Origin of the sequence: Thalassolituus sp. LLYu03 (assembly GCF_050507655.1) — a bacterium.
GTDB lineage: Bacteria > Pseudomonadota > Gammaproteobacteria > Pseudomonadales > Oceanobacteraceae > Venatoribacter.
Map to the genome: position 1 here is coordinate 2,288,720 of NZ_CP191496.1, position 23,337 is coordinate 2,312,056.

The 23,337-nt window shown below is 56.3% G+C and carries 24 protein-coding genes; 9 read left to right on the plus strand and 15 right to left on the minus strand.

All coding sequences use genetic code 11. The features are described 5' to 3' along the window. Positions 1 to 10: 10 nt before the first annotated feature. Genes ACQUQU_RS10390 through rpoE form a run of 3 tightly spaced genes read right to left on the minus strand, consistent with a single transcriptional unit; the run spans position 11 to position 2,193 of the window. Positions 11 to 988 (minus strand): MucB/RseB C-terminal domain-containing protein, encoded by a 978-nt coding sequence (locus tag ACQUQU_RS10390; RefSeq protein ID WP_430459613.1) that lies wholly within the window; start codon positions 986 to 988, stop codon positions 11 to 13. Between the two features lie 2 nt (positions 989 to 990). After that, positions 991 to 1,584, minus strand: a complete 594-nt coding sequence (locus tag ACQUQU_RS10395; protein WP_430459614.1) for a sigma-E factor negative regulatory protein — start codon at positions 1,582 to 1,584, stop codon at positions 991 to 993. Between the two features lie 9 nt (positions 1,585 to 1,593). Beyond that, the gene (gene rpoE, locus ACQUQU_RS10400) at positions 1,594 to 2,193 is read right to left on the minus strand and encodes an RNA polymerase sigma factor RpoE (protein WP_430463037.1); all 600 of its coding nucleotides are present in this window, start codon (positions 2,191 to 2,193) and stop codon (positions 1,594 to 1,596) included. A 270-nt stretch (positions 2,194 to 2,463) separates the two neighbouring features. Between rpoE and nadB the strand changes: the two genes are divergently transcribed. The 3 genes from nadB (at position 2,464) to map (ending at position 5,169) form a co-directional block, all read left to right on the plus strand. Continuing rightward, the gene (nadB, locus tag ACQUQU_RS10405) at positions 2,464 to 4,071 is read left to right on the plus strand and encodes an L-aspartate oxidase (RefSeq protein WP_430459615.1); all 1,608 of its coding nucleotides are present in this window, start codon (positions 2,464 to 2,466) and stop codon (positions 4,069 to 4,071) included. A 95-nt stretch (positions 4,072 to 4,166) separates the two neighbouring features. After that, a complete protein-coding gene (locus ACQUQU_RS10410) occupies positions 4,167 to 4,391 on the plus strand; it encodes a ParD-like family protein (protein ID WP_430459616.1) in 225 nt (74 codons plus the stop codon). A 1-nt stretch (position 4,392) separates the two neighbouring features. Continuing rightward, a complete protein-coding gene (gene map, locus ACQUQU_RS10415) occupies positions 4,393 to 5,169 on the plus strand; it encodes a type I methionyl aminopeptidase (RefSeq protein ID WP_430459617.1) in 777 nt (258 codons plus the stop codon). Between the two features lie 10 nt (positions 5,170 to 5,179). Here map and ACQUQU_RS10420 read toward each other — a convergent pair whose 3' ends face one another. Both ACQUQU_RS10420 and ACQUQU_RS10425 read right to left on the minus strand, forming a co-directional pair. Then, on the minus strand, positions 5,180 to 5,626 hold the full coding sequence (locus ACQUQU_RS10420) for a protein YgfX (protein WP_430459618.1): 447 nt from the start codon (positions 5,624 to 5,626) through the stop codon (positions 5,180 to 5,182). Further along, a complete protein-coding gene (locus ACQUQU_RS10425) occupies positions 5,595 to 5,864 on the minus strand; it encodes a succinate dehydrogenase assembly factor 2 (RefSeq protein WP_430459619.1) in 270 nt (89 codons plus the stop codon). The genes ACQUQU_RS10420 and ACQUQU_RS10425 overlap by 32 nt, the downstream gene beginning before the upstream one ends. A gap of 151 nt (positions 5,865 to 6,015) precedes the next feature. On the opposite strand from ACQUQU_RS10425, the gene ACQUQU_RS10430 reads away from it, so the two are divergent. Beyond that, positions 6,016 to 6,882, plus strand: a complete 867-nt coding sequence (locus ACQUQU_RS10430) for a YgfZ/GcvT domain-containing protein (RefSeq protein ID WP_430459620.1) — start codon at positions 6,016 to 6,018, stop codon at positions 6,880 to 6,882. A 32-nt stretch (positions 6,883 to 6,914) separates the two neighbouring features. Beyond that, positions 6,915 to 7,754 carry an HDOD domain-containing protein gene (locus tag ACQUQU_RS10435; protein ID WP_430459621.1) on the plus strand — a complete coding sequence of 280 codons (840 nt, stop codon included), beginning with the start codon at positions 6,915 to 6,917 and terminating at the stop codon, positions 7,752 to 7,754. 17 nt (positions 7,755 to 7,771) lie between these two features. On the opposite strand, the gene ACQUQU_RS10440 is transcribed toward ACQUQU_RS10435, so the two are convergent. Beyond that, on the minus strand, positions 7,772 to 8,902 hold the full coding sequence (locus ACQUQU_RS10440; RefSeq protein ID WP_430459622.1) for an enoyl-CoA hydratase/isomerase family protein: 1,131 nt from the start codon (positions 8,900 to 8,902) through the stop codon (positions 7,772 to 7,774). A gap of 114 nt (positions 8,903 to 9,016) precedes the next feature. Between ACQUQU_RS10440 and ACQUQU_RS10445 the strand changes: the two genes are divergently transcribed. Both ACQUQU_RS10445 and ACQUQU_RS10450 read left to right on the plus strand, forming a co-directional pair. Then, the gene (locus ACQUQU_RS10445) at positions 9,017 to 9,688 is read left to right on the plus strand and encodes a hypothetical protein (protein ID WP_430459623.1); all 672 of its coding nucleotides are present in this window, start codon (positions 9,017 to 9,019) and stop codon (positions 9,686 to 9,688) included. Positions 9,689 to 9,702: 14 nt separating this feature from the next. Next, a complete protein-coding gene (locus ACQUQU_RS10450) occupies positions 9,703 to 10,689 on the plus strand; it encodes an alpha/beta fold hydrolase (protein WP_430459624.1) in 987 nt (328 codons plus the stop codon). A 147-nt stretch (positions 10,690 to 10,836) separates the two neighbouring features. Here ACQUQU_RS10450 and ACQUQU_RS10455 read toward each other — a convergent pair whose 3' ends face one another. Then, a complete protein-coding gene (locus ACQUQU_RS10455; RefSeq protein WP_430459625.1) occupies positions 10,837 to 11,880 on the minus strand; it encodes a metallophosphoesterase in 1,044 nt (347 codons plus the stop codon). Positions 11,881 to 12,104: 224 nt separating this feature from the next. Between ACQUQU_RS10455 and ACQUQU_RS10460 the strand changes: the two genes are divergently transcribed. Then, a complete protein-coding gene (locus ACQUQU_RS10460) occupies positions 12,105 to 12,596 on the plus strand; it encodes a DUF4442 domain-containing protein (RefSeq protein WP_430459626.1) in 492 nt (163 codons plus the stop codon). 257 nt (positions 12,597 to 12,853) lie between these two features. Continuing rightward, positions 12,854 to 13,390: an isochorismatase family protein gene (locus ACQUQU_RS10465; RefSeq protein WP_430459627.1), complete on the plus strand. Its 537-nt coding sequence runs from the start codon at positions 12,854 to 12,856 to the stop codon at positions 13,388 to 13,390. A 150-nt stretch (positions 13,391 to 13,540) separates the two neighbouring features. Here ACQUQU_RS10465 and ACQUQU_RS10470 read toward each other — a convergent pair whose 3' ends face one another. From ACQUQU_RS10470 to ACQUQU_RS10505, 8 genes are all read right to left on the minus strand, one after another. Then, on the minus strand, positions 13,541 to 14,839 hold the full coding sequence (locus ACQUQU_RS10470) for a tetratricopeptide repeat protein (protein WP_430459628.1): 1,299 nt from the start codon (positions 14,837 to 14,839) through the stop codon (positions 13,541 to 13,543). Between the two features lie 12 nt (positions 14,840 to 14,851). Continuing rightward, positions 14,852 to 15,481 carry an energy transducer TonB gene (locus tag ACQUQU_RS10475; RefSeq protein WP_430459629.1) on the minus strand — a complete coding sequence of 210 codons (630 nt, stop codon included), beginning with the start codon at positions 15,479 to 15,481 and terminating at the stop codon, positions 14,852 to 14,854. Further along, positions 15,481 to 15,891 (minus strand): ExbD/TolR family protein, encoded by a 411-nt coding sequence (locus ACQUQU_RS10480; RefSeq protein WP_430459630.1) that lies wholly within the window; start codon positions 15,889 to 15,891, stop codon positions 15,481 to 15,483. Before ACQUQU_RS10480 ends, ACQUQU_RS10475 begins: the two co-directional genes overlap by 1 nt. A 14-nt stretch (positions 15,892 to 15,905) precedes the next feature. After that, entirely contained in the window at positions 15,906 to 16,427 is a 522-nt protein-coding gene (locus ACQUQU_RS10485) for a MotA/TolQ/ExbB proton channel family protein (protein WP_430459631.1), read from the minus strand. Between the two features lie 6 nt (positions 16,428 to 16,433). Beyond that, a complete protein-coding gene (locus ACQUQU_RS10490; RefSeq protein ID WP_430459632.1) occupies positions 16,434 to 17,816 on the minus strand; it encodes a MotA/TolQ/ExbB proton channel family protein in 1,383 nt (460 codons plus the stop codon). Then, positions 17,816 to 18,583, minus strand: a complete 768-nt coding sequence (locus tag ACQUQU_RS10495; protein WP_430459633.1) for a DUF3450 domain-containing protein — start codon at positions 18,581 to 18,583, stop codon at positions 17,816 to 17,818. The genes ACQUQU_RS10490 and ACQUQU_RS10495 overlap by 1 nt, the downstream gene beginning before the upstream one ends. Before the next feature lie 238 nt (positions 18,584 to 18,821). Continuing rightward, a complete protein-coding gene (locus ACQUQU_RS10500; protein ID WP_430459634.1) occupies positions 18,822 to 20,255 on the minus strand; it encodes a hypothetical protein in 1,434 nt (477 codons plus the stop codon). A gap of 87 nt (positions 20,256 to 20,342) precedes the next feature. Further along, positions 20,343 to 23,327 (minus strand): TonB-dependent receptor domain-containing protein, encoded by a 2,985-nt coding sequence (locus ACQUQU_RS10505; protein ID WP_430459635.1) that lies wholly within the window; start codon positions 23,325 to 23,327, stop codon positions 20,343 to 20,345. Positions 23,328 to 23,337: the final 10 nt, after the last annotated feature.

Consider the following 23,337-nt stretch of genomic DNA (forward strand, 5'->3'; position numbering starts at 1 on the left):
CGGTTCGGTTTCAAGGGGCGCTATGATACGCCACGGACGAGGCAATGCGGGTCATGGTTTCGGGCGGCAGTTCACCGACCGCGGTGATGCGGTAGCGGACGTCGTTCTGCTGACGGTAGCGGACCACAGCGGCGGTGGCGCCCCACTGGCTCATCATTTCTGGCAGATCGTCGGGTTCGGCGGCGGCCGGATCGACAAACAGGGTAAAGGCCGCCAGCCCGTCGGTGTACATCAGACGCAGCGATGGCAGCGCCGATTCGGCATCCACGCCTTCTGCGTCGACACGCCCGGCCGAGGCCAGCACGAAACCGGATGGCAGCCATTGCGGCAGCCATTCAGGATTGGCGTCCGGTGCCGGACCTTCTTCCTCGACAAAATGCCCCACCAGCGGGTGGCCTTCGCCGTCGGCGTTGAAATCGGATTCTCCGAGCGCCAGACCAATCTGAATATCGGCGAACTGGAAGCGCTCCAACACCTGTTGTTTGTCACTCACCAGCTCGGAACGCAGCAGTAAGGCGCTGTCCTGATCGAGCCACAGGCGATACCCGTAACGGGTTTCGTCGCGCGGCATCACATCCAGAACCCGGGCATACCGGCCGGCGACGCGGTTGGCATCACCCAGATGGAATTCGTAATGCTCACCCAGATCGGCATTCACGCTGTAGCCCTGCAGAGGGACCGGCAGACTGTTGCCCAGACGCACATTGTGCTCGCCCGGATGAATGCAGAGGGTTTCGTCACCGCGGCGGATGATTTCACGCGGCACACCCGTAAGATGACGGACTTTTTCGTGTTCGATGCCGTTCAGCACCGCGTGGGAGACAGCCAGTGTTTCCCACTGATGGTCATTACCGTAGATAAGAACGCCCTGATAACTGGTCTGGTGGAACGCACGATTCATGCGTTCCAGCCATTCCCGGGCAGATCCTTCATCGGCCTGAGCCGTCATAGCGGACAACAGCAGCGACAGCAACAGCCGGGATTTCATGCTCAGCGCTGCTCCTCACTCACGCCAAAATTCACCACGCGGGCGTACGGCATGATGCCGCGACTGGCGCCCATATTGGTCTGCTCAGTGTGCTGCAGCACGTATTCCTGCAGTTTTTTCTGAGCTTCTTCGAGCTGAGCCTGATCCACCACCGGCGCTTCTGCCGATGCCAGCTGCACAGCCGCGTTGTTCTGGCTGACCAGCACGGGCGTCATCGGCGCATTCGCGGCCAGCGGCAGCGCGGCGTCATCCGGCTGCATAACACGCACACCCACCAGCACGGCGAGTGTGACAGTCGCCGCCACGGCACCAGAGGCCAGCCAGCGCATCTTGTGCGCGGCATGGGCAACAATGTCGGCTTTCGGACGCACGACGTCGTCCATGGGTTCACCTTCAATGGCCTGCATGATGCCGCGCGACAGATCGACGTTCACCGCCGCTTCGTTGCGCATCAGCGCACCGATCATCTGGTAGCGTGCCCAGCGGTCACGCAGTTCATCATCGGTTTCCAGCTGGTTGAGCAGGCGACGGACTTCCAGCTCGTCAGTCTCGCCATCCACCAGCGCGGATAAGGATTCATTAGTACGGTCGTTCATAGTGCGTCCTCAGGCGATGGCGTTGTGGTCTTCTGACAGCAGGGGCTGCATTTTTCGGTCGATGGCTTCGCGGGCACGGAAGATGCGCGAACGCACGGTGCCGATCGGGCAATCCATGACTTCGGCAATTTCTTCGTAGCTCAGACCATCCAGTTCACGCAGGGTCACGGCCATGCGCAGTTCTTCGGGTAGGGCTTCGATGGCCTCGAACACCACTTTCTGCAGCTGATCGCGCTGCAGCAGGCCGTCCGGGGTTTCGATGTCTCTCATATTCGCTTCGCCGGCGAAAAACTCGGCGTCGTCCAGATCGATGTCGCGGGTCGGCGTTTTGCGGCCGCGGCTGACCAGATAATTCTTGGCGGTGTTCACCGCAATGCGGTACATCCAGGTGTAGAACTGGCTCTCGCCGCGGAAACCCGGCAGAGCGCGGTAAGCCTTGATAAAGGATTCCTGAGTCACGTCCTGCGCTTCGGCAAAGTCAGGAATGAACCGGCTCACCAGCGAAAGAATGCGGTGCTGATACTTGATCACCAGCAGGTCGAAAGCGCGCTTGTCGCCTTTCTGCACCCGGGCAACCAGCTGCCGGTCGTTGTGTTGTTGATCTGTCATGCCCTGATCCGCTGTCGTGTGCTGCATCGCAAGCGCCGTTGCTGTACTCATTGATCCTGTCTCCTGTGGTCGTAACCCGACTCAGATTCAGGAAGTGAGAGAGTTTGTTTACCGAATAGTTCCGCGCCGGATCACGGAAAGGGTGATTCGCGCGACCTCAGAGTTATTCCCTGCCGGTCTTAGGTGTATCATGCACGGCTTGTTTGGCCGCTATGGCACTCACCGTGCCAGTCGTGCCGTTAATCTGCAGATTGTGACCGACTCCGGACTATGAGCCAATCCTATTGTTATGACGTTCTGATTATTGGCAGCGGTGCTGCCGGCCTGACGCTGGGTTTATCACTGCCCGATCACCTGCAGGCCGCCATCATCAGCAAAGACGCTCTGGACGCCGGCTCCACCCGCTGGGCACAGGGCGGCGTGGCCGCCGTGCTGGATGAAGAAGACAGCGTCGAAGCCCACGTACAGGATACCCTGATCGCCGGCGCCGGTCTGTGCCATGAGCCGTCTGTGCGCTTTACCGTGGAAAACTCCACCGCCGCCATTCAGTGGCTGATCGACATCGGCGTGCCCTTTACTCAGGACGCCCCGGATCATTTCCACCTGACCCGCGAAGGCGGCCACAGCGCACGGCGCATTATTCACGCCGCCGATGCCACGGGCTTTGCCATTTCCGACACTCTGCTCAAGCGCGCCAAAGAAAAGCCGAACCTGCATCTGATGCAGAACTACATCGCCATCGACCTGATCACCCGCGAAAAGCTGGGTCTTGGCGGTCATGGCTGTTTCGGCGCGTATTTCCTGAACAATGAAACCGGCGAAGTGGACGTCATCACCGCCCGCGCCGTGGTGCTGGCCACCGGTGGCGCCAGCAAAGTGTATCTGTACACCAGCAACCCGGACGGTGCCTCCGGTGACGGCATCGCCATGGCCTGGCGCGCTGGCTGCCGCGTGGCGAACATGGAATTCAACCAGTTCCACCCGACCTGCCTGTACCACCCGCAGGCGAAATCCTTCCTGATTACCGAAGCCGTGCGCGGCGAAGGCGGCCGCCTGCTGCTGCCTGATGGTTCGCGCTTTATGCATCGTTTTGACGAACGTGAGGAACTGGCCCCGCGTGACATCGTGGCCCGTGCCATCGACCATGAAATGAAACGTCTGGGTGCCGACTGTCTGTTTCTGGATATCAGCCATAAACCGGCGGCGTTTATCCGCGAACACTTTCCGACCATTTATGAGCGTTGTCTGGAACTGGGCATCGACATCACCAAACAGCCGATTCCTGTGGTGCCGGCCGCGCATTACACCTGCGGTGGCGTGGTGACCGACACCGTTGGCCGGACCGACATCGAACACCTGTACGCCATCGGCGAAACCGCCTGCACCGGCCTGCACGGCGCCAATCGCCTGGCCAGCAACTCGCTGCTCGAATGTCTGGTGTTTGCCCGCTCCGCCGCCGACCACATCGCCGCCAATACCGATTTTTCGGCGCCCGTTCCCGTGGCACCGGCGTGGGACGAAAGCCAGGTGACCGACCTCGATGAAAACGTGGTGATCGCCCACAACTGGGACGAACTGCGCCGCTTTATGTGGGACTACGTGGGCATCGTGCGCACCACCAAGCGTCTGGTGCGCGCCAAACACCGGGTGCAGCTGCTGCGTCAGGAGATTCAGGAGTTCTACAGCAACTTCTGCGTGACCAACGACCTGCTGGAGCTGCGTAATCTGGTGGACGTGGCCGATGTCATCATCCGCTCGGCCCTGCTGCGCAAAGAGAGCCGTGGCCTGCACTTCAGCCGTGACTACCCGCAGCCGCTGCCACGCGCGTTCGATACCGTGCTGACGCCCAAGTATCTGAAGGAACTCGGCGAGCTTTGAGTGAGCGTACGCGAACGCTGCGTTCGCTACGCTTTACCTATTCTGCATATACGTTTCGTATATACTCCATCGCTTTCAGGCATACGGTGAAAGCGATGGGTATTGTCAAAATTTCAGAAGAACTGCACGAAGAAATCCGTGAGGCCAGCGGCGTGATGGCGCGCTCCATCAACGCTCAGGCCGAGTTCTGGATCAAAATCGGCATGCTGGCCGAGTTCTACCCTGACCTCACCTATACCCAACTGACGCGCAAGCTGCTGTCAGGCAAAGACCTGCCACTGGCCATGCTCAAAGCCGAACCGGCACGGGAGGCTGTGTAATATGGAAGTGACCATCAAAAGCGCTGCCGAAATGGAACTGATGCGCGAATCCGGGCGCCTGCTGGCGCAGGTATTCGCCATGCTCGACGGCTATATGCAGACCGGCATCAGCACCATGGACATCAACCAGCAGGTCGAAGACTTTATCGTCAAAGAGCTGCACGCCCGCCCGGCAAGCAAAGGCCAGTACGACTTCCCTTACGTGCTAAACACCTCGGTGAATCATGTGGTGTGCCATGGCATGCCGAAAGCCAGCCAGATTCTGCGCAATGGTGACATCATCAACTGCGACATCACGCTGGAAAAAAACGGCTTTATCGCCGACTCGAGCAAGATGTACTGCATCGGTCAGGTGACCCCGGTGGCGAAACGTCTGGTGGAAACCACCTATCAGGCGATGTGGGCCGGTATCCAGGTGGTGAAACCGGGCGCAACCCTGGGCGACGTTGGCCATGCGATTCAGAAAGTGGCCGAGGCGGCGGGTTACAGCGTGGTGCGTGAATACTGCGGTCACGGCATTGGCCGTGAAATGCACGAAGACCCGCAGGTGATGCACTACGGCAAACCGGGCATGGGCATGACTCTGGTACCGGGCATGACCTTCACCATCGAACCCATGATCAACCAGGGCGACCACCGTCTGAAGCATATGAAAGATGGCTGGACTGTGATTACCCGCGATAAAAAGCTGTCAGCCCAGTGGGAACACACCATTGCCGTCACCGAAACCGGCTACGAAGTGCTGACCCTGCGCGGCGAAGAAAGCCTGCCGGCTTAACGGAGCAGCCTTACCACTGGCCGTAGAGTGCGGCTTTCAGACGACGGAAGTCATCGTCTGTGGTCATGGAGTCCGCGCGCAGCAGCAGGGAATCCCACGGGCGCCACGAGAAATTCAGCACCAGCAGATCGCGGCGGCGCAGACTGCCACTGCTGAAGCCGACATAGCGGCGCTGACCGTTCTGCTCAATCCACCAGCCACGATGGTCGGTGCCAATGCGGGTCACCCGCTGTGGGCGGAAAAACAAGCCGTACAGGCTTGCGGGCAATACCGTTAAGCCCAGCACCAGTGCCACCAGAGGCGGCCACACCAGCGTCACAAACAGCATCAGCAGGAAGAGTAACAGCGCATTCAGCCAGCGCTGACGGCGGGAAGGACGCAGCGCCCACTCATGGCGGGCACTGACGGAAGACACAGCAAACGGCTCAGCGGGCGGCTTTGGCGACAACCTGAGCATGTTCCAGCACCAGAGCCACGATGCGGGCCAGATCAGCGTCCTGCGGAATCTGATGCTCGAGGAACCAGGTAAACATGTCCGGGTCTTCGCATTCCAGCAACTGGCGGTAGCGCGCCTGATCGTCGGCGGCCAGAGTCGGGTACACCGTCTCGGCAAACGGCAGCAGCAGTACGTCCAGCTCCAGCATGCCACGACGGCTGTGCCAGCGAACGCGTTTTACATCGATATCATCAGTCACACGGATCTCCTGTCGGTCGATTCCCTCTCGGGACGGCGGAGTATACCAAAATCGGGCGATGCAGAGACCCTGACAGCGCGCACCGGCCGCTGTGGGCCGTGCGACTTTTGCAGTAGACTCTGCGCCCGGCTCAAGTTTTACGGAGTTTTTTATGTCCACCAGCATCACCTTTCCCGTTTCCCTCGCCCAGTACCGCCTGCTGAAAGTCGAAGGCCCGGACAGCGAACGCTTCCTGCAGGGTCAGCTGACCTGCGACGTGGTGAAACTGGCCGACCAGCACTGGGAAGCCGGGGCCTGCTGCACAGCCAAAGGCCGCATGGTGGCGAACTTCATCATTGCCCGTCTGGGTCAGGACTTCTGGCTGCGCCTGCCCGCCGCTCAGGCCGAAGCTCTGAAAGCGCATCTGGGCAAATACGCCGTGTTTTACAAAACCCGTATGAGTATCGACGAACGCCCGCTGGCCGGCCGTCTGCCGGATTCCCTGCAGCAAAGCACCCTCAACGGCCAGCATCCCCTGCGCGCCGACGGTGATCAGTGCGTCCTGAGCTGGCCCGATGGCCGAGAAGAAATCTGGGGACTGACGGCCGACGCAGACGCCGCCGCGTGGCAGCGGGCGGATCAGGCCATGGGACTGGTGTGGGTAGAAGACGTCTCGCGCGAAGCCTGGGTGCCGCAGTTTATCGACTGGCAGGTGCAGGGCGGCGTGAACTTCAAGAAAGGCTGTTACACAGGTCAGGAAATCGTGGCGCGCCTGCAGTATCTGGGCAAAGCCAAGAAACAGCTGGTGTCGGTCAGTGCGTCACAGCCACTGGACCTGAAGCCGCTCGATGCCCTGCATGACGCCCACGGCAAGAGCATCGGCGAGATCGCCAGCTGGCACGGGCAGCACGGTCTGGCCATTGTGCAGGGTGAAGAATGCCCGGTCAGCGCCAACGCCTGCGAAAACACCGTCAACATCGCCACGCTTTTCTATACTGAAGCCAGTAAGGAGGCGGATGCGCCGTCCTCCCCCGATTGACCCGGCGGCGCCGGGACTAAAGAGGCTTTAGCATGACCAACCTGGCGCTTCAGGTAAAAGACGACATCGTCGCCCAGATCAAAAACGACCAACTGGTGCTGCCCACCCTGCCCGAGATCGCCTTGCGCGTGCGCGAAGTGGCCGAGGATGTGAACAGCACCATTCCGCAACTGGCGCAGATCATTGCGCAAGACCCGGCGCTGTCGGCACGCATCATCAAGGTCACCAACAGCCCGCTGATCCGCACCTCCAGCCCGGTCACCGACCTCGGCACCGCCATTTCCCGCCTCGGCATTAACTTCACCAGCAATCTGGCCGTCGGGCTGGCGATGGAGCAGATGTTTCAGGCCACCCACGACATCATCGACAAGCGCATGCGCGAATGCTGGTCACGGGCGGTGGAAATTGCCGCGGCCTGCCAGGTACTGGCCAAGCATTTCACCAAGCTGCATCCGGATCAGGCGCTGCTCGCCGGGCTGGTCCACCAGATAGGCATGCTGCCCATTCTGGCCTACGCCGAAGAACACGAAGATCTGCTGCGCGACAGCCTGTCGCTCGACATGGTGCTGGAGAAACTGCATCCGTCGCTGGGCAGCTACATTCTGAAAAGCTGGGAGTTCATGCCGGAACTGGCGATGGTGCCGAAGGAATATCTGAACCTGAAGCACAGCGCAGACAAAGCGGACTACGTTGATCTGGTGCAGGTAGCCACCCTGCAAAGCCATGCCGACAGTAACCACCCACTGGCCAAGGTCGACCGTTCACAGGTGGCGTCTTTCCACCGTCTGGGTCTGGATACCGACGACGAAGTCACCCAGTGGGAAGCTTTGGAAGAAGAAATGGACGAGGCCGAAAGCGCGCTGCGGTTGTAAGCGCGCTTTCGCTGTCGTTAAAGATCCGCCAGCGGGTGTTCATCCCGCGACCAGGGCGAGTGCATCAGGCCGTCGACCCAGCTCTTCGGCACCGCATCCACATGCGAATGCGCCCAGCGCGGCGCAAAGTCTTTATCCACCACCATGGCGCGGATACCTTCGGCGAAATCCGGATGGCGGACAGCCTGATAGGCCAGAATCAGTTCCCACTGCACCACTTCTTTCAGACTCATCAGCGCGCCGCGCTCCAGCTGCACCATGATCAGTTGTGCCGTGGCCGGGCAACCGGCGCGGAAATTGGCAATCCCCTGCTTCACCCAGTCGTTATTGCCGGCGTAGGCCTCAAACCGGCGCGCAATGGCGCTCAGTGAACGGTCGGCCAGCAGCGCCTGAATATCGGCACGGGCGTCGTCCATGCGACTGGCCGGTAAGCTCAGCGGGCATTCGTCTTCGAGCGCATGCAGGGCATCGCGCACTTTGTGGTGATTCTCAGCGGCGTTGGCGGTCCAGCTCAGGGTTTTCAGGACCTTGATCACGTCGGCCTGCTGGCTGTGGGCCATGGCGTACTGAGTGAGCGTCAGGGCGCGGCAATCGACGGCGTTCATGTGACTGCCGGTCAGCGCCATCCAGTGTCCGGCCGGGTACGGCAGATGCGACAAATACCAGCTGGCGGCTACGTCGGGGAACAAGCCGATGCGCACTTCCGGCCAGGCAAGCTTCAGGGTTTCGGTACCGATTCTGTGATTGGCGCCGATGAACAAACCAAGACCGCCGCCCATCACAAAACCATTGCCCCAGGCGACCAGCGGCTTGGTGACCAGATGGACGCGGTAATTCTTGCCGTATTCACCGCTGAAGAAGGCATCGGCGTAGCGATACTGCTCATCGCCGTCGGCGCACATGCTGTCGTACAGCTTGCGGATATCGCCACCGGCACTGAAGGCTTTGTCGCCGGCGCCGTGCATAAAGATGGCAACCACGTCGTCATCGTCCTCCCAGCGCTTCAGCTGGCGGTCGATCAGATTCACCATGGTCAGGTCGACGGCGTTCATGGCCGCCGGCGCGTTCAGGGTGAGGATGCCGAGTTTGTGCCCCGAGCGGGTTTTCAGCGTTTTACAGACAACCGGTTTTTCGCTTGCTGAAGTCAAAAGCTGCTCCTGTGAAATTCGGTACGGCCACTGCCAAAGCCAAAGGCGGCGGACTGACGATGCGCGATGATAAGGAGTGTTACACTCGATCGCAAAACCCGCTGAGAGACGCCCATGTCGACCCTTCTGGTACCCCTCGTCAGTTTACTGGTCACCGCCGCCATTATTGGCCTGCTGTTTCTCGTGCTGGTAGTCGACACTGGTCGCAGAGGCAAAACCCTGAGCGCTACCGCACGCGACCTCGGGCTGGATTACCGCCCGTACGCCAGCATCAGCAACCGCATACGCGATGCCCATTTTGCCATTATTGAGAGCGGCCAATTCCGCCATTTCCGTCACCTGCTGGAAGGCACCTTCCGTCAGCGCAGCTATGTCAGTGTATTCGATTACAGCGTGGTGATGCCGGAAGGCACCTCAACCCAGAGCCTGTTGCTGCTGGCCTGCCCGCTGCCGGGGCTGCCCGCCTTCGCCATCAGCAAAAGCCGCTGGCTCAGTCACGATGCGTTTTCTGAAGGCAATCATTACCGGCTGCAGCCGTTAAGAACCGATCAGAAACCCCTGCTGCTGCGTCAGTGGCAGGTACTCAGCCGCGACCCGCAACGGCTGTGGCCGCGGCTGACGCCCACGTTGTGCGACTGGCTTTTGGCACATCCTCACCTTCACATTGAATGGTCCGATGGCATTCTGCTGGTCTGCCGGCCCGGCCATATTCTGGCACCCGAACACATGGGGGCCGCCATCGAGCACGCAGAATCTCTGGCCCGGCTGCTTCAATCAGAACAATAAACTCAGGATTCGTTATGCCATTCAACCGTCTGCCACTGGGCTCGCTGAGCCGTCGTCTGGCCCTGCCTGCTCTGCCGGCTGCCTTTGCCGCCGCGCTGATGCTGTCAGGCTGCACCGCCGGCCAGCAGGACACCCTGTTTGAAAAAGCCATCGAACTGGGGCGCGATGCAGCCCATCTGACCCTGCACAGCGCCGATGTCGGCGACGTTGAGATGCGCTATCTGGAACGCCCGGGCACAGGTCCGACCCTGCTGCTGCTGCACGGTTTTTCCGCCAACAAAGATACCTGGCTGAAATTCGCCGCCGAGCTGCCGGAGAATTATCACCTGATTATTCCGGATCTGGCCGGCCACGGCGACACCCCGGCGCCGGTGAATGAAGATTACAACCTGATCCGTCAGGCCGAACGCCTGCACGCACTGCTGGAAAAAAACGGTACTCAGGCGGTGCACATTGCCGGAAATTCCATGGGCGGTGCCATCAGTGCGATTTTTGCTACCCGCTACCCGCAGCAGGTGCTGAGCCTGACCCTGATCGATGCCGCCGGTGTCGATGCCCCCAACCAGAGCGACTATTTCAAGGCGTTGGCCGAGGGTAAAAACCCGTTAATTGCCACCGACGAAGACAGCTTCGAATACCGCTGGAATTTCGTCATGAGCCAGCCGCCGGCCCTGCCGTGGCCGCTGCGTCCGGCGGTGGTGCGTAAAACCCTCGCCCGCGAAGGCATTAACCGCGAAATCTTTTCTGACATGATGGCGACCAAAGACGAGCTGACGGCGTCCAATTTCGAACAGCAACTGAGCGAAAATGCGACCATGCCGGCCCTGATTATCTGGGGCGCAGAAGACCGTGTGCTGGATGTGTCGTCGGTTGAGGTGTTCAAACAGAAATTACCTCAGGCTCAGGTAAAAATTTACCCGGGCATCGGCCACCTGCCGATGGTGGAAATTCCCCATGAAACCGCCACACTGATGAGCGACTTTATTGCCGGTGTCGAATAAATGTCAGGCGCCGGTCATCGGGCAACTTTGCCTTAAAGAAGGACTGTAAAATTGCCAATAAAAAGCCCCGCTGAGCGGGGCTTTTTATTGGTAGCACGCCAGCCGCTGTCGCGGACTGCATCCACCTATGGAGTGGCTGAAAGACCCTTACTGACGGGTCAGCGTCTGATCAAACGCACGGGTCATTTCACCGCTGGTGCCGTTCACGGTATAGGCCGTTGCACGGAATTCATCACCCACGATTTCGATGTAGAAGAAGCCCAGAGTGGAACCCTGCTGCCAGTACACCTCGTTGCGGTTCTCGTCTTTCAGGCTGCGCGCCTTGGCGCCCGCACCGGAAACCATGTGCACGGTTTTGCCGCATTTATCCACGGCTTTCAGCAGCTGCATATCGTGATCGTGACCTGTGATGATCACATCCGCTTTATTGCACACGTGATCTTTTACCATGTCGTAATAAACAACACCGGCTCCCGGTACGCCGTCGTACATACCTGCATTACCGTGATTACCGTTGGACAGGAACGGATGGTGCGCAAAGGCAATTTTCCACGGCGCTGCCGATGTGCTCAGCGCGTTGTCGATCCATTCGGCTTCTTTTTTCTTGTACGGCAGCTGCCAGTATTCCGCATCAGCATCGCCCACGGCGGCCAGCGGGTTGGAATCCATCGACAGGAAGGTGACCAGCGGCTGTTCATCGTTTAATGGTGCATTGAAGGTGAAGTAGCGCGCCGGCATTGTCCATTTGTTGCTCGGGCGGCCTTCGCGGTAGGTGTAACGCACCTGAATATCACCCTTGTCGTTATCCAGACCATCACCGGCAAACAGCCAAGTGTTGTCGTGGTTACCCAGCGTCATATAAAACGGGAAATTCAGATTTTTGTACGGGTCTTCGAATTTGGTCACGAACTGCAGATCGTCCACCGCATCCACGCCGGATTCGTAAATATTGTCGCCAAGGCCCAGCGCAAAATCACAGCCACGTTCGGCACACACAGTTTCGATGGCGGCCGCCACTTTGTACTGGCCGTCAGAGCCGGTGCCCATATCGCCAATGGCAATAAAACGGACGGTTTTGTTCACGCTTGGGGTGTCCGGCAGCGGGTCCGGGGTTTTCGACATGGCCAGTGCCTGTGGCACAGCCACCGACAGAGCCAGCAGCGTCAGCGCTGAGCGGGTTACGTGGTTCATAGGAGCTCCAGTGTTATTGTGAGAATGTCTTCAGGCCGCCCACGATAGTGGTACCTTGTTACAACTTTGTTTTAGGAACAACCCATTATCGGCACAGACGTACCACAACAACAGGCAAACGAAGGCCAATCCCTGTGCAGACTGTCACTTCGGCCAATCCAAAGCCCATAACCCCCGCCTAAACTGGCCCCTTCACATAACAAAACAAGGGTCCTACACCCATCATGGCCAAGACTAACCGCCTCAGCTCCGTTGTTAATAAAGTCAATAATCTGCCGGAAAGCATCCGTCCCTGGGTTCTGTCCAAAGTCATGGGCCGCGTTATTCCATTCGCCGGCACCTCTGGCACCCGCGTAGAGAAACTGTCACCGACCGAATGTGTGATTGTGATGCGCAACAAAAAGAAAGTGCAGAACCACATCGGCAGTGTGCATGCTGCTGCTATGGGTCTGCTGGCGGAGTCCGCCACCGGCTTTATGACCGGCATGAGTGTTCCGGACGACCGCATCATCGTGATCCGTAAAATGGAACTCGAATATCTGAAACGCGCCAGTGGCGATATGAAAGCCGTTGCCTCCTTCTCGGCGGAGCAACTGGCGTTTGTGCAGACAACCGAAAAAGGCGAAATTCAGGTGCCCGTGGTCATTACCGACGCCAGCGGTACCGAAACCGTGAAGGCCACCATGATCTGGGCCTGGACGCCGAAAAAGAAATAACCGCCCATTTTCAGCCTCTGTCGCAGCATTCTCCGGAATGCCCTTCTGATACAGGGTTAGAAAACCAGCGCCAAAGACGCTGCATCGTCTTTGCGCAACCCGGCGCCGCCTTCTGCGCGCCGGGTTTCAGAAAAATACTCTGCCTGCCGACTTATCCCGTTCACAAATTCCGTATTTAATTAACTGACACAGTGCACAACATCGTGCGGAACTGTGGGGGCGTCCGTCAGGATGCCGTTATTTAACAGGGATTTTTTATGAAAACAGCATTGCTCGTTATCGACGTCCAGAACGGCGTATTCGCATCCGACAATCAGCCTTACCGCGCAGCCGACGTGGTCACCAACACGGTGAAGCTGGTGACCCATGCGCGGACGACGGGGCTTACGACAGTGCTGATTCAACATGAAATTCCCAATGTGCTGGAGCCGGGCTCCCATGCTTGGGAATTACTGGCGGACCTGAACGCCGGCGATCAGGACTGCATTATCCGTAAGCGCACCCCGGATGCCTTTATGGGTACCGACCTGAACGCCGTGCTTAACGGGCGCGGTATTGAGCAGCTGATTGTCTGTGGTTACGCCACCGATTTCTGCATTGACCGTACCTGCTTCAGTGCCGCCAGTCAGGGGTATCAGGTTATTCTGGCGCAGGATGCGCATACCACGCAGAATAAGCCACATCTGCAAGCGCAGGCCATTATCGGGCACCATGAATTTCTGCTGAGTAAGCATCCGGCGATCCGTCTGATGGCGGTGGCGGACATTCTTGAGCTGCCGCTGAACGGATGCTGACCTGCTACTCAATGTGCCAATAAAATGAACCAATAAAAAGGGGCCGGTAAAGGCCCCTTTTTATTGTCTTCTTATTGGCTTTGTACTGGCACCTGATGGCTGTCCGGATACTCCCGTTCAACCCTCACGATTCAGCCTTACAGGCTCTGATCAACCCGCTTCTGCCATGTACTCACGACGCTTTTGTTCGCCGTCGATGTACTTCAGCCACTGGTCCGCCATTTTCTCGGAACCGGCAAACTGATGCGCCTGTTCGAACGTGTCGCGGGCGTACGGCAGATCGTCCAGATTGAACAGCACCAGACCTTTCAGAATGTACGCCTGTGAAGGCTCTTTCAGGTCGCCGGCTTTCAGCGCGGCTTCGACATTCTGCAGCGCCAGTTTCCATTCCTGACGTTCGGTGTGGATCTGAGCCAGCTTAAAGAAATCCATGCCTTTACCGGATTCTTTCGCTGCTTTGCCCATCACGTCGATCGCTTTGTCGTATTCCTTGGCCAGCATCCAGGCATCGCCCAGCAACGACAGATTTTTCGCGTTGGGTTTAACGATGTCGTCCTTCATGCCTTTTTCCAGAACCGCTGCTGCTTTGACCGGAATTTCCTGTCCGAGCAGTGCTTGCGCGTAGCTGATCAGTTCATTTTCCTTGGTCAGAAATTTCTGATCGTACGCTGTTTCCAGCGTCGCCAGTTCTTTCTTCGGCAGACTCAGCTCGCTGTAAACCGCCGCCAGCTGCACCCAGTATTGTGGTTTTGGGTACAGAGTGGCCAGATCCTGCAGACAACGCGCCAGACTCTTGAAGTCTTTGTTCTGGTAATACACCGCACGTTCCAGCATCAGCCAGTTTTCTTTCGGCAGGTTGCCCTGCTCTTTGATCATGGCGATGGCCTTTTTCACATCCGGCAGCGCTTTGTTGTATTGCTCCAGCTGGAACTGGATCTGCGCGCGCAGAATGTAGGCTTCAGCACCCGGCTTTTCGACAATGGCGAACCATTTATTCAGTTCGGTCAGTGCCGACTTGTAGTCTTCCTGCATCAGATACAGTTTGGCCACGCTGTAACGTGTGGTCTGTTCCAGACTGTCCGGAATACCGTCGGTCGCCAGCACTTTGTTGTACGCACCGATGGCGCCTTTGTAGTTTTCCTGATTGAAATACACATAGGCAAACATGTTGTGCGTCATCGCCTGTTCGTACGAATTGCGGCGGATTTTTTCCACCGCGTTCAGTTCGTCGAGGGCTTCGGCGTATTTCTTTTCATCAGCCAGAGCACGCACGGCATCCAGCTTTTTGAAAATCACCGGGCGCAGGGTCTGGGTGCGTTTTACACGCGGCTTAGCCGCCTGATTGTCCGTACTTTCTTCAGCATGAACCTGAACGGTGGTGACCGGCACTGCCAGTAACGCACCGTAGCTCAGCAGACCTGCCATGATGACCGTAATGGGCTTTTTCATATCAGGCTCCTGTTAATTGCCACTCTTGTCGAGTTCGAAACGGATAATGTTGCGCACACCTTTTACTTCCAGCGGCTTGCCATTTTCCATTTTTGGCTTGTATTTAAACTTACTGACCGCCGCCAGCGCTTCGCGATCGAAAATACCCTGCGGGTCGGCTTCAATCACGTGCGGGTCGGCTACAGTACCCAATGTGGTTACGGTGAATTCCACCACCACGTACCCTTCAATACCTTTCTGGGCAGCACGGCGCGGGTAATTCGGCGCAACCTTCACGATCGGCAGATATTCACCATCACCGGTACCACCACCGAGCCCGGCGTCGACCGCCAGATCGGTGCCCATATCGAAACCACCAACGTCAAAGTTGCTGGTATCGGCCTTGGCCACATCCGGGCGCGGCATATCCGGCTTCGGAGGTTCAGCAGGCGGTGTTGGTGGCTTTTGCGGTTTGCGTTCTTTGGTCTGAACATCGTCATCCGGTTTGTTCATCACAAAGCTCTGAATTTTGCCGAAGTCCTGTGTATTAAGCACAGAACCACCGGAACTGATCAGGCTTTGCATAACCCAGAACACGGCAAAGGTAGCCACCAGAGCAACCGCCAGTGCAGCGCCGAAGCGAAGCATGGACGATTGCATCATTATTTTGCCTCCGTCGCTAACGACACGTCGGTAACACCGGCGGCACGGGCGGCATCCATGACCGCAACCAGCTGACGGGTTTTCGCTTCTTCATCGGCCTGAATGACGACGGTGCCCTGTGGGTTTTCGGCGTGCATACGTTCGATGTTGGCGCGTACCTGGCTTTCTTCAACTTTGCGTTTGTCGATCCAGATTTCACCGAGATCGTTAATGGCGATCAGGATGTTGGCGCGCGGTTTGGACTGCGCGGTGCTGGCATCCGGACGATTCACTTCAATACCGGACTCTTTCACGAAGGAAGCGGTCACGATGAAGAAAATCAGCATGATAAATACCACGTCCAGCATTGGCGTAATGTCGATCTCGCCTTCTTCTGCCTGCGGGGTGAGGTTAGAAAAACCACGTCTCATAATTTAAATTCCGCTTAGTGGTCAAACGTTAACTGATCTTCGAGGTGAATTTTCTGACGCTTTATATAGCGGTCGAGCAGTGACTGGGCGAATACGCCGGTCAGCGCTCCCACCATGCCCGCCATGGTCGGGATGGTGGCTTTGGAAATACCGGAAGCCATGGCTTTCGGGCTGCCGTTTCCAAGGAAGGCCATTACGTCAAATACCTCGATCATGCCGGTTACTGTGCCTAAAAGACCGAATAACGGGGCCAGACCAATCAGCATTTTGATGGTGCTCATATTGGCAGTCAGGTCCAGAGTCAGGCCGCTGATCAGATCCTGACGGATCTGATGCGCAGCCCATGAACGGCGCTCACTGCGGCTTTCCCATTCCTTTACCGCGGCAGCAACCTGCGCCCGGTAAGAGAAGAGAAAGAACCCGGCGCGCTCCAGAACCAGAAGCCACAGAATAAAGATCAGTCCGAAGATGGCGTAGAGGACGTCGCCTCCACGTTCCATGAACAGATAGACCGGTTCGTAGACTTCACCGAACATATCGAATTACGCCGCTTTAGAAGTGGACTGGGCAAGCTGTTCAGACTGGCGCGCCAGAATACCGGTGGCGCGTTCTTCCAGAATCATCATCAGCTCGCGGGAACGGTTGTTGGTCAGAGTGTGCAGGAACACACACGGAATCGCCGCAACCAGACCTTGCACTGTGGTAACCAGTGCCTGAGAAATACCGCCCGCCATCAGTTTCGGATCACCGGTGCCGAACAGAGACATGGTTTCAAACACGTCGATCATACCGGTTACGGTGCCCAGCAGACCCAGCAGCGGAGCCACCACGGAAATGATTTTGATCCAGCCGATAGCACGGGTCAGACGTGGAATTTCCGCCGCAATGGCTTCGCCCAGGTGCAGTTCCAGCGTTTCGGTGTCGGCGTCTTTATTGGCAGTAAATACCGCCATTACACGACCCAGAGCGTTGTTCTCATTCGGTACGTCGGAATCCATTTGAGCGCGGATTTTACGGCCCTCAACAATCAGCACGACCCAGCGCCATACCGCCAGCAGAATACCAATGGCACCCAGCAGCATGATCACGTAACCAACCGCACCACCCTGATCAACACGATCGGTGAGCTCAGGTGACTGGCCCAGAATTTTCAGCAGCTGACCACGCGAAGGGTCAATCCAGAAACCGGTCAGTTCAGTACCGCTGGCGTTTTCCAGATCCGCCGCAGGACCGTTGTAACGACCGCCAGGCTGTTTATCCAGTTCAACCAGATGACCGGCTTCCATATCCCAGTTCAGATAATTGCCGTTGGCAACCGCGTTAAAACCACCCACACGCACGACTTTTTCGGACGTGGTATCACCGGAAGGCAGAATCACGTCGGCAGTGTATGTGGATACACGACCGCTGTAGGTCATTTCACGCTGCATTTCGAACCACAGCTGTTCCAGATCGTCGATCGATGGCAGCTTGGAAGAGGAACCTGCAGTCTTGATCAGATCGGTCAGGAATTCTTCACGACCCGGAATTTCAGAACTGATCACAGAGCCTTCGAACACGCCTTTGGTGTCGCCGGCCACCTGCTGCAGAACACCGAACAATTCTTTCAGGCTGCCCATACGTTCGGTCAGACGATCCTGAGCTTCATTAACCGCGGTTTCATTCAGCTGGAATTGTTTTTCTTTCTGCGCGCTCAGCTGTTCCAGACGGGTGCGTTCAGCAACCGCTTCGTTGACCAGCTTTTCCTGCTCTTGCTTGGACGCATTAAAGCGCGCCATGCGTTGTTTAAAATCTTTGTCGTCACGCGCCTGACCCTGTTTTACCAAATCCAGCAGGCTGTCAACGGTCACAGGCTCGGCAGCGATGGCCGGCATGCTCAGATTGAAAGTAACGGCAGCCGCTACCAATAACGCTTTAAAGTTCATTAACGTGTCTCCTGTGGCGCAGCAACCGGTACTTTAATCAGATCCGGAGCAGCCTGTTCACGGGCGATACGGATACCGGCCATGACTTTGCTCTTGTACGCAGAATCCAGTGGCTGCCATGCAGCGGCCGTGGTGTTCCACACGCCCAGTTCCTGACCATCCAGTGTCTGATAAACCAGAGAAATACGACCCACGCGCAGGAAATCCACTTCGCGCTGCTGACCGTTCACGTCCAGCGTGCCACGGTACGATTCGATGGTACGGCCGTAGTCCACTTCCGCCTGATACGCGTCCATAACCTTGCGGTATTTTTCCGCAACGGTGACGTCGGAACGGCCCATCAGATCTTTCAGGGTATTCACGCGACGGGTACGTTCGTCTTTCAGGAAAGGCACGTCAGCGGCCACGAACTGGTCGATAGCGTCGATCATACGCAGCATCAGCGGCGTGATCTGACGCTCAACCAGAGTGACGTTTTTAATGCTGGCTTCGATGCTGGCCAGCTCATCCTGCTGGGCATTCAGCTGCTTATTCAGCTGAGTGATGTATACGTTCAGGCCGTCAATTTCTTTGACCAGACCACGATATTCACGCTCAGATGCGCGGATGCTGTTGTCGACCGCATCGATCTTTTGCTGTGATTGCTGTGCTTTATCCGCACGGTTAACCCCCTGATCCAGAGCGCTGTCGATGGTAGCGGCGGTTGCGCCAGCTGCCACGGCACTCAGCAGGGCTGCTGCCAGAAGGTTACGAGTTCGCAGTTGCATATCTATTACCCGTTATGACCAGTTACGCCTGAAGTCAGGCTCCCCAAATTCAGTGCGCACGATACTGCAGTTTTGTGACACTTCCGTGACATTACAGAAAGGCTTCAGATATGTGACAAAGCGGAAAAGCCAGAGCTGCCAATGGCTTAGTGATAAATGACAATGTGCGCACTTATAAAATGACAGGCAAAAAAAAACGGCACCCGAGGGTGCCGTTTTTCACATCGTAATCCGAAGATTAGTCAGCGTTTACTGAAGTCAGGCTGTCCAGAGAACCTTCGATTACCCAACCTTCGGTCCAGTTGTCAGAACCGTCTGGGTTAACAGCACCAGCGAAAGAGGTGTTGTCGAACGCGAAGTCAGAACCGTTGTCCACAGCCGCGAAGTCAGTGGTGATACCAGCAGCAGAGGCTTCAGCATTCTGCGCAGCGCCAGCAGCGTTGAATGTGATAGCGGCATTGGTAGATACCGGGGTACCAGACGCTGGCTCATTCGCCTTGGCAATGGTCAGGGTGCCGTCACAGATCAGGTCCTGAACAGAAACGTTGGTTTCTTCAGAATCTTTGATCTCGTAGCAACCAGAGGTGAAGCCAGTAACAACTACTTTAGCCAGATCGGTATTTACCTGACCACGCAGTTTGATACCAGGCTGACCATTGTTGATCTCGCCACCAATCAGAGTCACGTTAGCGATTGCTGCGTGAGTCTTGCTGGTTTCTTCGTTTTTGGCTTTGTCAGAGTTACCTTCGATACCACGTGGATCGTTGGTGCCGCTTGGAGTTGCGCCAGCGGTCTGATTCTTAACAACCAGAGCGTATTGAACGTTACCCATGTAACCAGAGTCGAAGTCGATGTCGTCGTCGTCGTTACCGGTCAGAACCGCGTGAGTTACGTTTACAGTACCGCCGAACCACTCGATACCGTCATCCAGGTTATTGTGAACCTGAATGTAGTCGATGGTAGTGCCGTAACCAACGCCCATCAGAGTCAGACCGTTAATTTCGTTGTCTACACCAACAGACTTACCAGCTTCAGCGATACGAACGTATTTGATAACACCGCTGTTGTCGCCCGGGATGTTACCGCCGTATTTACCAACGCCGTCACCGCCTTCGCCAGTCACGTTACATACTGCAGTTTCACCGTAAGACGCAGTGTCGTCGATGCCGTCTGCGTAGCAAGCACCAGTGTTACCCTGACCCCACTGTGGAGCGAAGCCCTGAATGATCACACCGCCCCACTCAGCCATGCCGTCCAGACCTTCATCAACAGAACTGAAGGTGATTGGTGCAGTTTTGGTACCTTCTGCCATCAGCTTGGAACCACGGGTAACAACCAGAACACCGGAGTTTTCAGCGCGAACGTTAGAACCGGCTTCAACAGTCAGAGTCACACCGTCTTCCTGAGCAGCAACAACGTCAGAAGAAGCTGTGAAAGCAATGTTACCGCGACCTACACGCACCAGACCGTCGAGGATGTATTTAACATCGGCGCTCATGGTGAAATCTTCGTTGATGGTACCGGACACGTAGCACTCAGTCTGAGCGGTGTTACATTCCAGGAAGGAGTATTCACCCAGATCTTTCTTACTGCTGCTGCTGCTGTCGCCGCCGCAACCAACCAGACTTGCCGCTGCCAGAGCAACAGCCAGATAGCTCTTGTTAAATTCCATCATTATTTCCCCTATTAAAAGAAGTTGTTACTTGCAGAAGAAGTGCACGCAGTGTTGCGCACTTTCATTGCAGTTCCATTACAAAACTCAGAATTGATACTCAACAGACGCGCTGAAATCAGTTCCTTCGTAGTATTTTTCAAAGTCCACACCATCCTGAGTAAAACGCACTGGCTCATCGGTAATATTGGATGCCTTGGCTTTTACCAGGAGGGTTTCAGACACGTCATAGCGGTATACAACATCAAAGGTCATACGGCCTTTTTCCATGATGGCTCCGCCATCACCTCGGGACGTCGCATAGATTCGGTCATCAAAATAATTCGCCAGCAGGGTAATGGACTGTCCGGTGGACAATTCGTCAAAGCCCAGTTGCAGGTTGCCCAGATATTTGGATTGCCCCTGCAATTCACGCGAAGAAACACCTTCCAGACGCTCTGCATCAGTACCGGACAGATCCACATTGGAATCAACGTAGGCCATGTTGCCGGAGACAAAAGCACTCAGACTGTCGGTATCCAGATAATTCAGGCGGAAATCGAGCTCCATACCGCTCAACTCAGCGCTTGGTACGTTACGGAAGGTATAACCATCGGCAGCGGAACCATCAGCATCCGGCACACCACGCTCAATTGGATCCGTGATGTTTTTATAGAACAGAGCAACAGTCACGCTCTCTTCATCGGATAAATAATATTCACCGCGCAGGTCAAAGTTATCGATGTGAGAAATTTCCAGATCCGGATTACCGATCAACTCTTTATCGGTTTCCGGATCGTACTGAACAGACTCAGAACGTTCGGTAATGCCCGGACGGGAAACGGTCTGAGTCATACTGCCACGCAGCTGCATATCTTCCGTGACGCGCCAGTTCGCAGACAGCGCTGGCAACACATAACTCTCATCCAGCTTGGACGAAGCATCCTCTTCTTTGGACGGGTATTTCAGTTCCTGAGTCACCCCTTCAAAGCGCAGACCTGCCAGAACGCTGACGCTGTCCATATCCAGTTCTTCCGAGAAATAACCGGCTGTGATGGTTTCATTGGCTTCGTAATCGTCGGTCTGAGTGGTAGAGCCGGAGAAGCCGACCAGACCATTTTCGATATTCGAGTCACTGAAGATTTCATCCGGACTCAGAGAGGCATCTACAGGAGACGTCACGGTATTGCTGGCATAACGGGCCAGATCAACTTCACGGTCTTTGGTTGTCAGGGAGACACCCACTTTGCTGCGCAGCAGCCAGGTATCCAGAGACACTTCACTGGTGTAATCCAGGCCGGCGTCGTAAGTGTTCTCAGTCAGGTCCGCATAACGGCGCTCGATGGAACCCTCAAGAGTAAAGTCGGTACCTGCCGCGGTATTACGGCCATAACGATACGCACGACGATCCGGTTCATAACGGGAAGTTTGTGCAAATCCAACACGCCATTCCAGAGAGTCATCACCCAGGAATTCAAAATGATGCGCACCTGAGAATTGCTGCCCCAGATACTGACGCTCAACCCACTGCAGCGTGGTTTTATTGAATTCTTTGTCGTTTACCACATCAGTGGTGTGTGCAGTTTTAATGGTATTGTCTGTTTTGCGCAGCAGCAGAGTGCGGCTCTGATATTCTGCGTTGTCTTTTTCAAAACCGTAGAAGAAATAGCCTGCCATATCGATCTTACGCGCGGTACGCTCGTAGTCACCAACCACACCCGAGTCGTTGGTTTGAGCATCGTGACGGGCAGTCCATTTATCGCTGTAACTGAACGCACCGTACATGCCGGTGGAGCCTTCGCTTTCTTCATCCAGAGTGCCGTAAGACACAGAAAAACCACGGGCCGGTTTTGCCTGCACCTGCTGAACACCGTAGTTGTGATCGAACGACTGAGTCATTTCGATTTTTTCGTCGGCACTGGTGCCACGAGCGAAGGAGTTACCGCCATCAGTAATGCTTTCTGCATACGAAGGTTGTTCACGGGTGCCGTCGTCAAAGCCCAGGAAATCGGTGCTGCCGCCTTCGTAGCCATTAATATCACTGAAGGTCGTGCGAGAGTTCATACCCAGAGTCACACTGGCCTTACCACCGGTTGCATCCGGCATACCTTTGGTGGTCATACCAATAGAACCACCGGTAGAGTCACCAGGCAGATCCGGCGTGAAGCTCTTCTGAATATCGATACCGCCCAGCACGCTTGCCGGGAAAAGATCCAGCGGCACATCACGACGCATTGGGTCGGTACTTGGCATCAGGCTGCCGTTCAGGGTAGAGGAAATATAACGTCCTGCCAGACCACGGATAACGGCGAACTGACCGCCAACAACCGAAACACCGGCAACACGGGTTAACGCAGAAGCGGCCGACGAATCACCAAAGCGGGACATCTGTTCAGCACCGATCGCATCCAGTACGGCGGATGAATCACGTTCCTGTGCGGTGGCGGTAGAAGGAATATAAGAGCCAACCGCTACGACTTCTTCGATCATGCCGTCACCGGACATGCTCATGGTCAGATTAACGCCGGTATTGACGTTGCTCATCACGCGTACATTTTTGACATCGCGTTTGCCATAATTCGGATGCGCAATGCTCAGGGAATATTCGCCACGCGGCAGTTCGAAGGCAAAATGACCATCGTTGTCGGTCATTACCGCCTGTTCAGTGCCGTTCACAGAAATACGGGCGCCAGCAACCGGGCCACCGGTTTCATCCGACTGCAGGTAACCGGAAATCTGACCGATACCGGCAATCTGTTCTTGTCCGCTGACGTAGGTATTAATGGTTGGCATGGCTTCGCCACCAATCATTTCTACCTGTACTTCTGCATTTTCTGCAGCGCTGGCGGTTGCGAAATCAAATTCACCTAACCACTCACCGTATTTAGACAGCTCAACTTTGTGTTCACCTTCTTTAATGTCGAACACAACAAAGCCTGCAGAGCTGACCAGCTTTTTCTGGCCATCAATGGTAACTGCCAGATCACGTACGGCAGCGCCTTCTTCAGTCACATAAAAAACGGCCTGACCAGCCATCGCCTGAGCAGTAAACAGTGCAGACGCCGCGGTGAGCAGCACACGGTTTGATTTCATTTAGCCCCCC

Bases quoted from the DNA above. Each gene is read 5' to 3' on its own strand.
- nadB (WP_430459615.1), top strand. From the start codon at position 2,464: ATGAGCCAATCCTATTGTTATGACGTTCTGATTATTGGCAGCGGTGCT.
- ACQUQU_RS10420 (WP_430459618.1), bottom strand. From the start codon at position 5,626: ATGCTCAGGTTGTCGCCAAAGCCGCCCGCTGAGCCGTTTGCTGTGTCT.
- ACQUQU_RS10470 (WP_430459628.1), bottom strand. From the start codon at position 14,839: ATGAAAAAGCCCATTACGGTCATCATGGCAGGTCTGCTGAGCTACGGT.
- ACQUQU_RS10500 (WP_430459634.1), bottom strand. From the start codon at position 20,255: ATGGAATTTAACAAGAGCTATCTGGCTGTTGCTCTGGCAGCGGCAAGT.
- ACQUQU_RS10505 (WP_430459635.1), bottom strand. From the start codon at position 23,327: ATGAAATCAAACCGTGTGCTGCTCACCGCGGCGTCTGCACTGTTTACT.
- ACQUQU_RS10485 (WP_430459631.1), bottom strand. From the start codon at position 16,427: ATGTTCGGTGAAGTCTACGAACCGGTCTATCTGTTCATGGAACGTGGA.
- ACQUQU_RS10460 (WP_430459626.1), top strand. From the start codon at position 12,105: ATGGCCAAGACTAACCGCCTCAGCTCCGTTGTTAATAAAGTCAATAAT.
- ACQUQU_RS10410 (WP_430459616.1), top strand. From the start codon at position 4,167: ATGGGTATTGTCAAAATTTCAGAAGAACTGCACGAAGAAATCCGTGAG.
- ACQUQU_RS10475 (WP_430459629.1), bottom strand. From the start codon at position 15,481: ATGATGCAATCGTCCATGCTTCGCTTCGGCGCTGCACTGGCGGTTGCT.
- ACQUQU_RS10450 (WP_430459624.1), top strand. From the start codon at position 9,703: ATGCCATTCAACCGTCTGCCACTGGGCTCGCTGAGCCGTCGTCTGGCC.
- ACQUQU_RS10390 (WP_430459613.1), bottom strand. From the start codon at position 988: ATGAAATCCCGGCTGTTGCTGTCGCTGCTGTTGTCCGCTATGACGGCT.
- map (WP_430459617.1), top strand. From the start codon at position 4,393: ATGGAAGTGACCATCAAAAGCGCTGCCGAAATGGAACTGATGCGCGAA.
- ACQUQU_RS10430 (WP_430459620.1), top strand. From the start codon at position 6,016: ATGTCCACCAGCATCACCTTTCCCGTTTCCCTCGCCCAGTACCGCCTG.
- ACQUQU_RS10465 (WP_430459627.1), top strand. From the start codon at position 12,854: ATGAAAACAGCATTGCTCGTTATCGACGTCCAGAACGGCGTATTCGCA.
- ACQUQU_RS10480 (WP_430459630.1), bottom strand. From the start codon at position 15,891: ATGAGACGTGGTTTTTCTAACCTCACCCCGCAGGCAGAAGAAGGCGAG.
- ACQUQU_RS10495 (WP_430459633.1), bottom strand. From the start codon at position 18,583: ATGCAACTGCGAACTCGTAACCTTCTGGCAGCAGCCCTGCTGAGTGCC.
- ACQUQU_RS10445 (WP_430459623.1), top strand. From the start codon at position 9,017: ATGTCGACCCTTCTGGTACCCCTCGTCAGTTTACTGGTCACCGCCGCC.
- ACQUQU_RS10435 (WP_430459621.1), top strand. From the start codon at position 6,915: ATGACCAACCTGGCGCTTCAGGTAAAAGACGACATCGTCGCCCAGATC.
- ACQUQU_RS10395 (WP_430459614.1), bottom strand. From the start codon at position 1,584: ATGAACGACCGTACTAATGAATCCTTATCCGCGCTGGTGGATGGCGAG.
- ACQUQU_RS10490 (WP_430459632.1), bottom strand. From the start codon at position 17,816: ATGAACTTTAAAGCGTTATTGGTAGCGGCTGCCGTTACTTTCAATCTG.
- rpoE (WP_430463037.1), bottom strand. From the start codon at position 2,193: ATGACAGATCAACAACACAACGACCGGCAGCTGGTTGCCCGGGTGCAG.
- ACQUQU_RS10455 (WP_430459625.1), bottom strand. From the start codon at position 11,880: ATGAACCACGTAACCCGCTCAGCGCTGACGCTGCTGGCTCTGTCGGTG.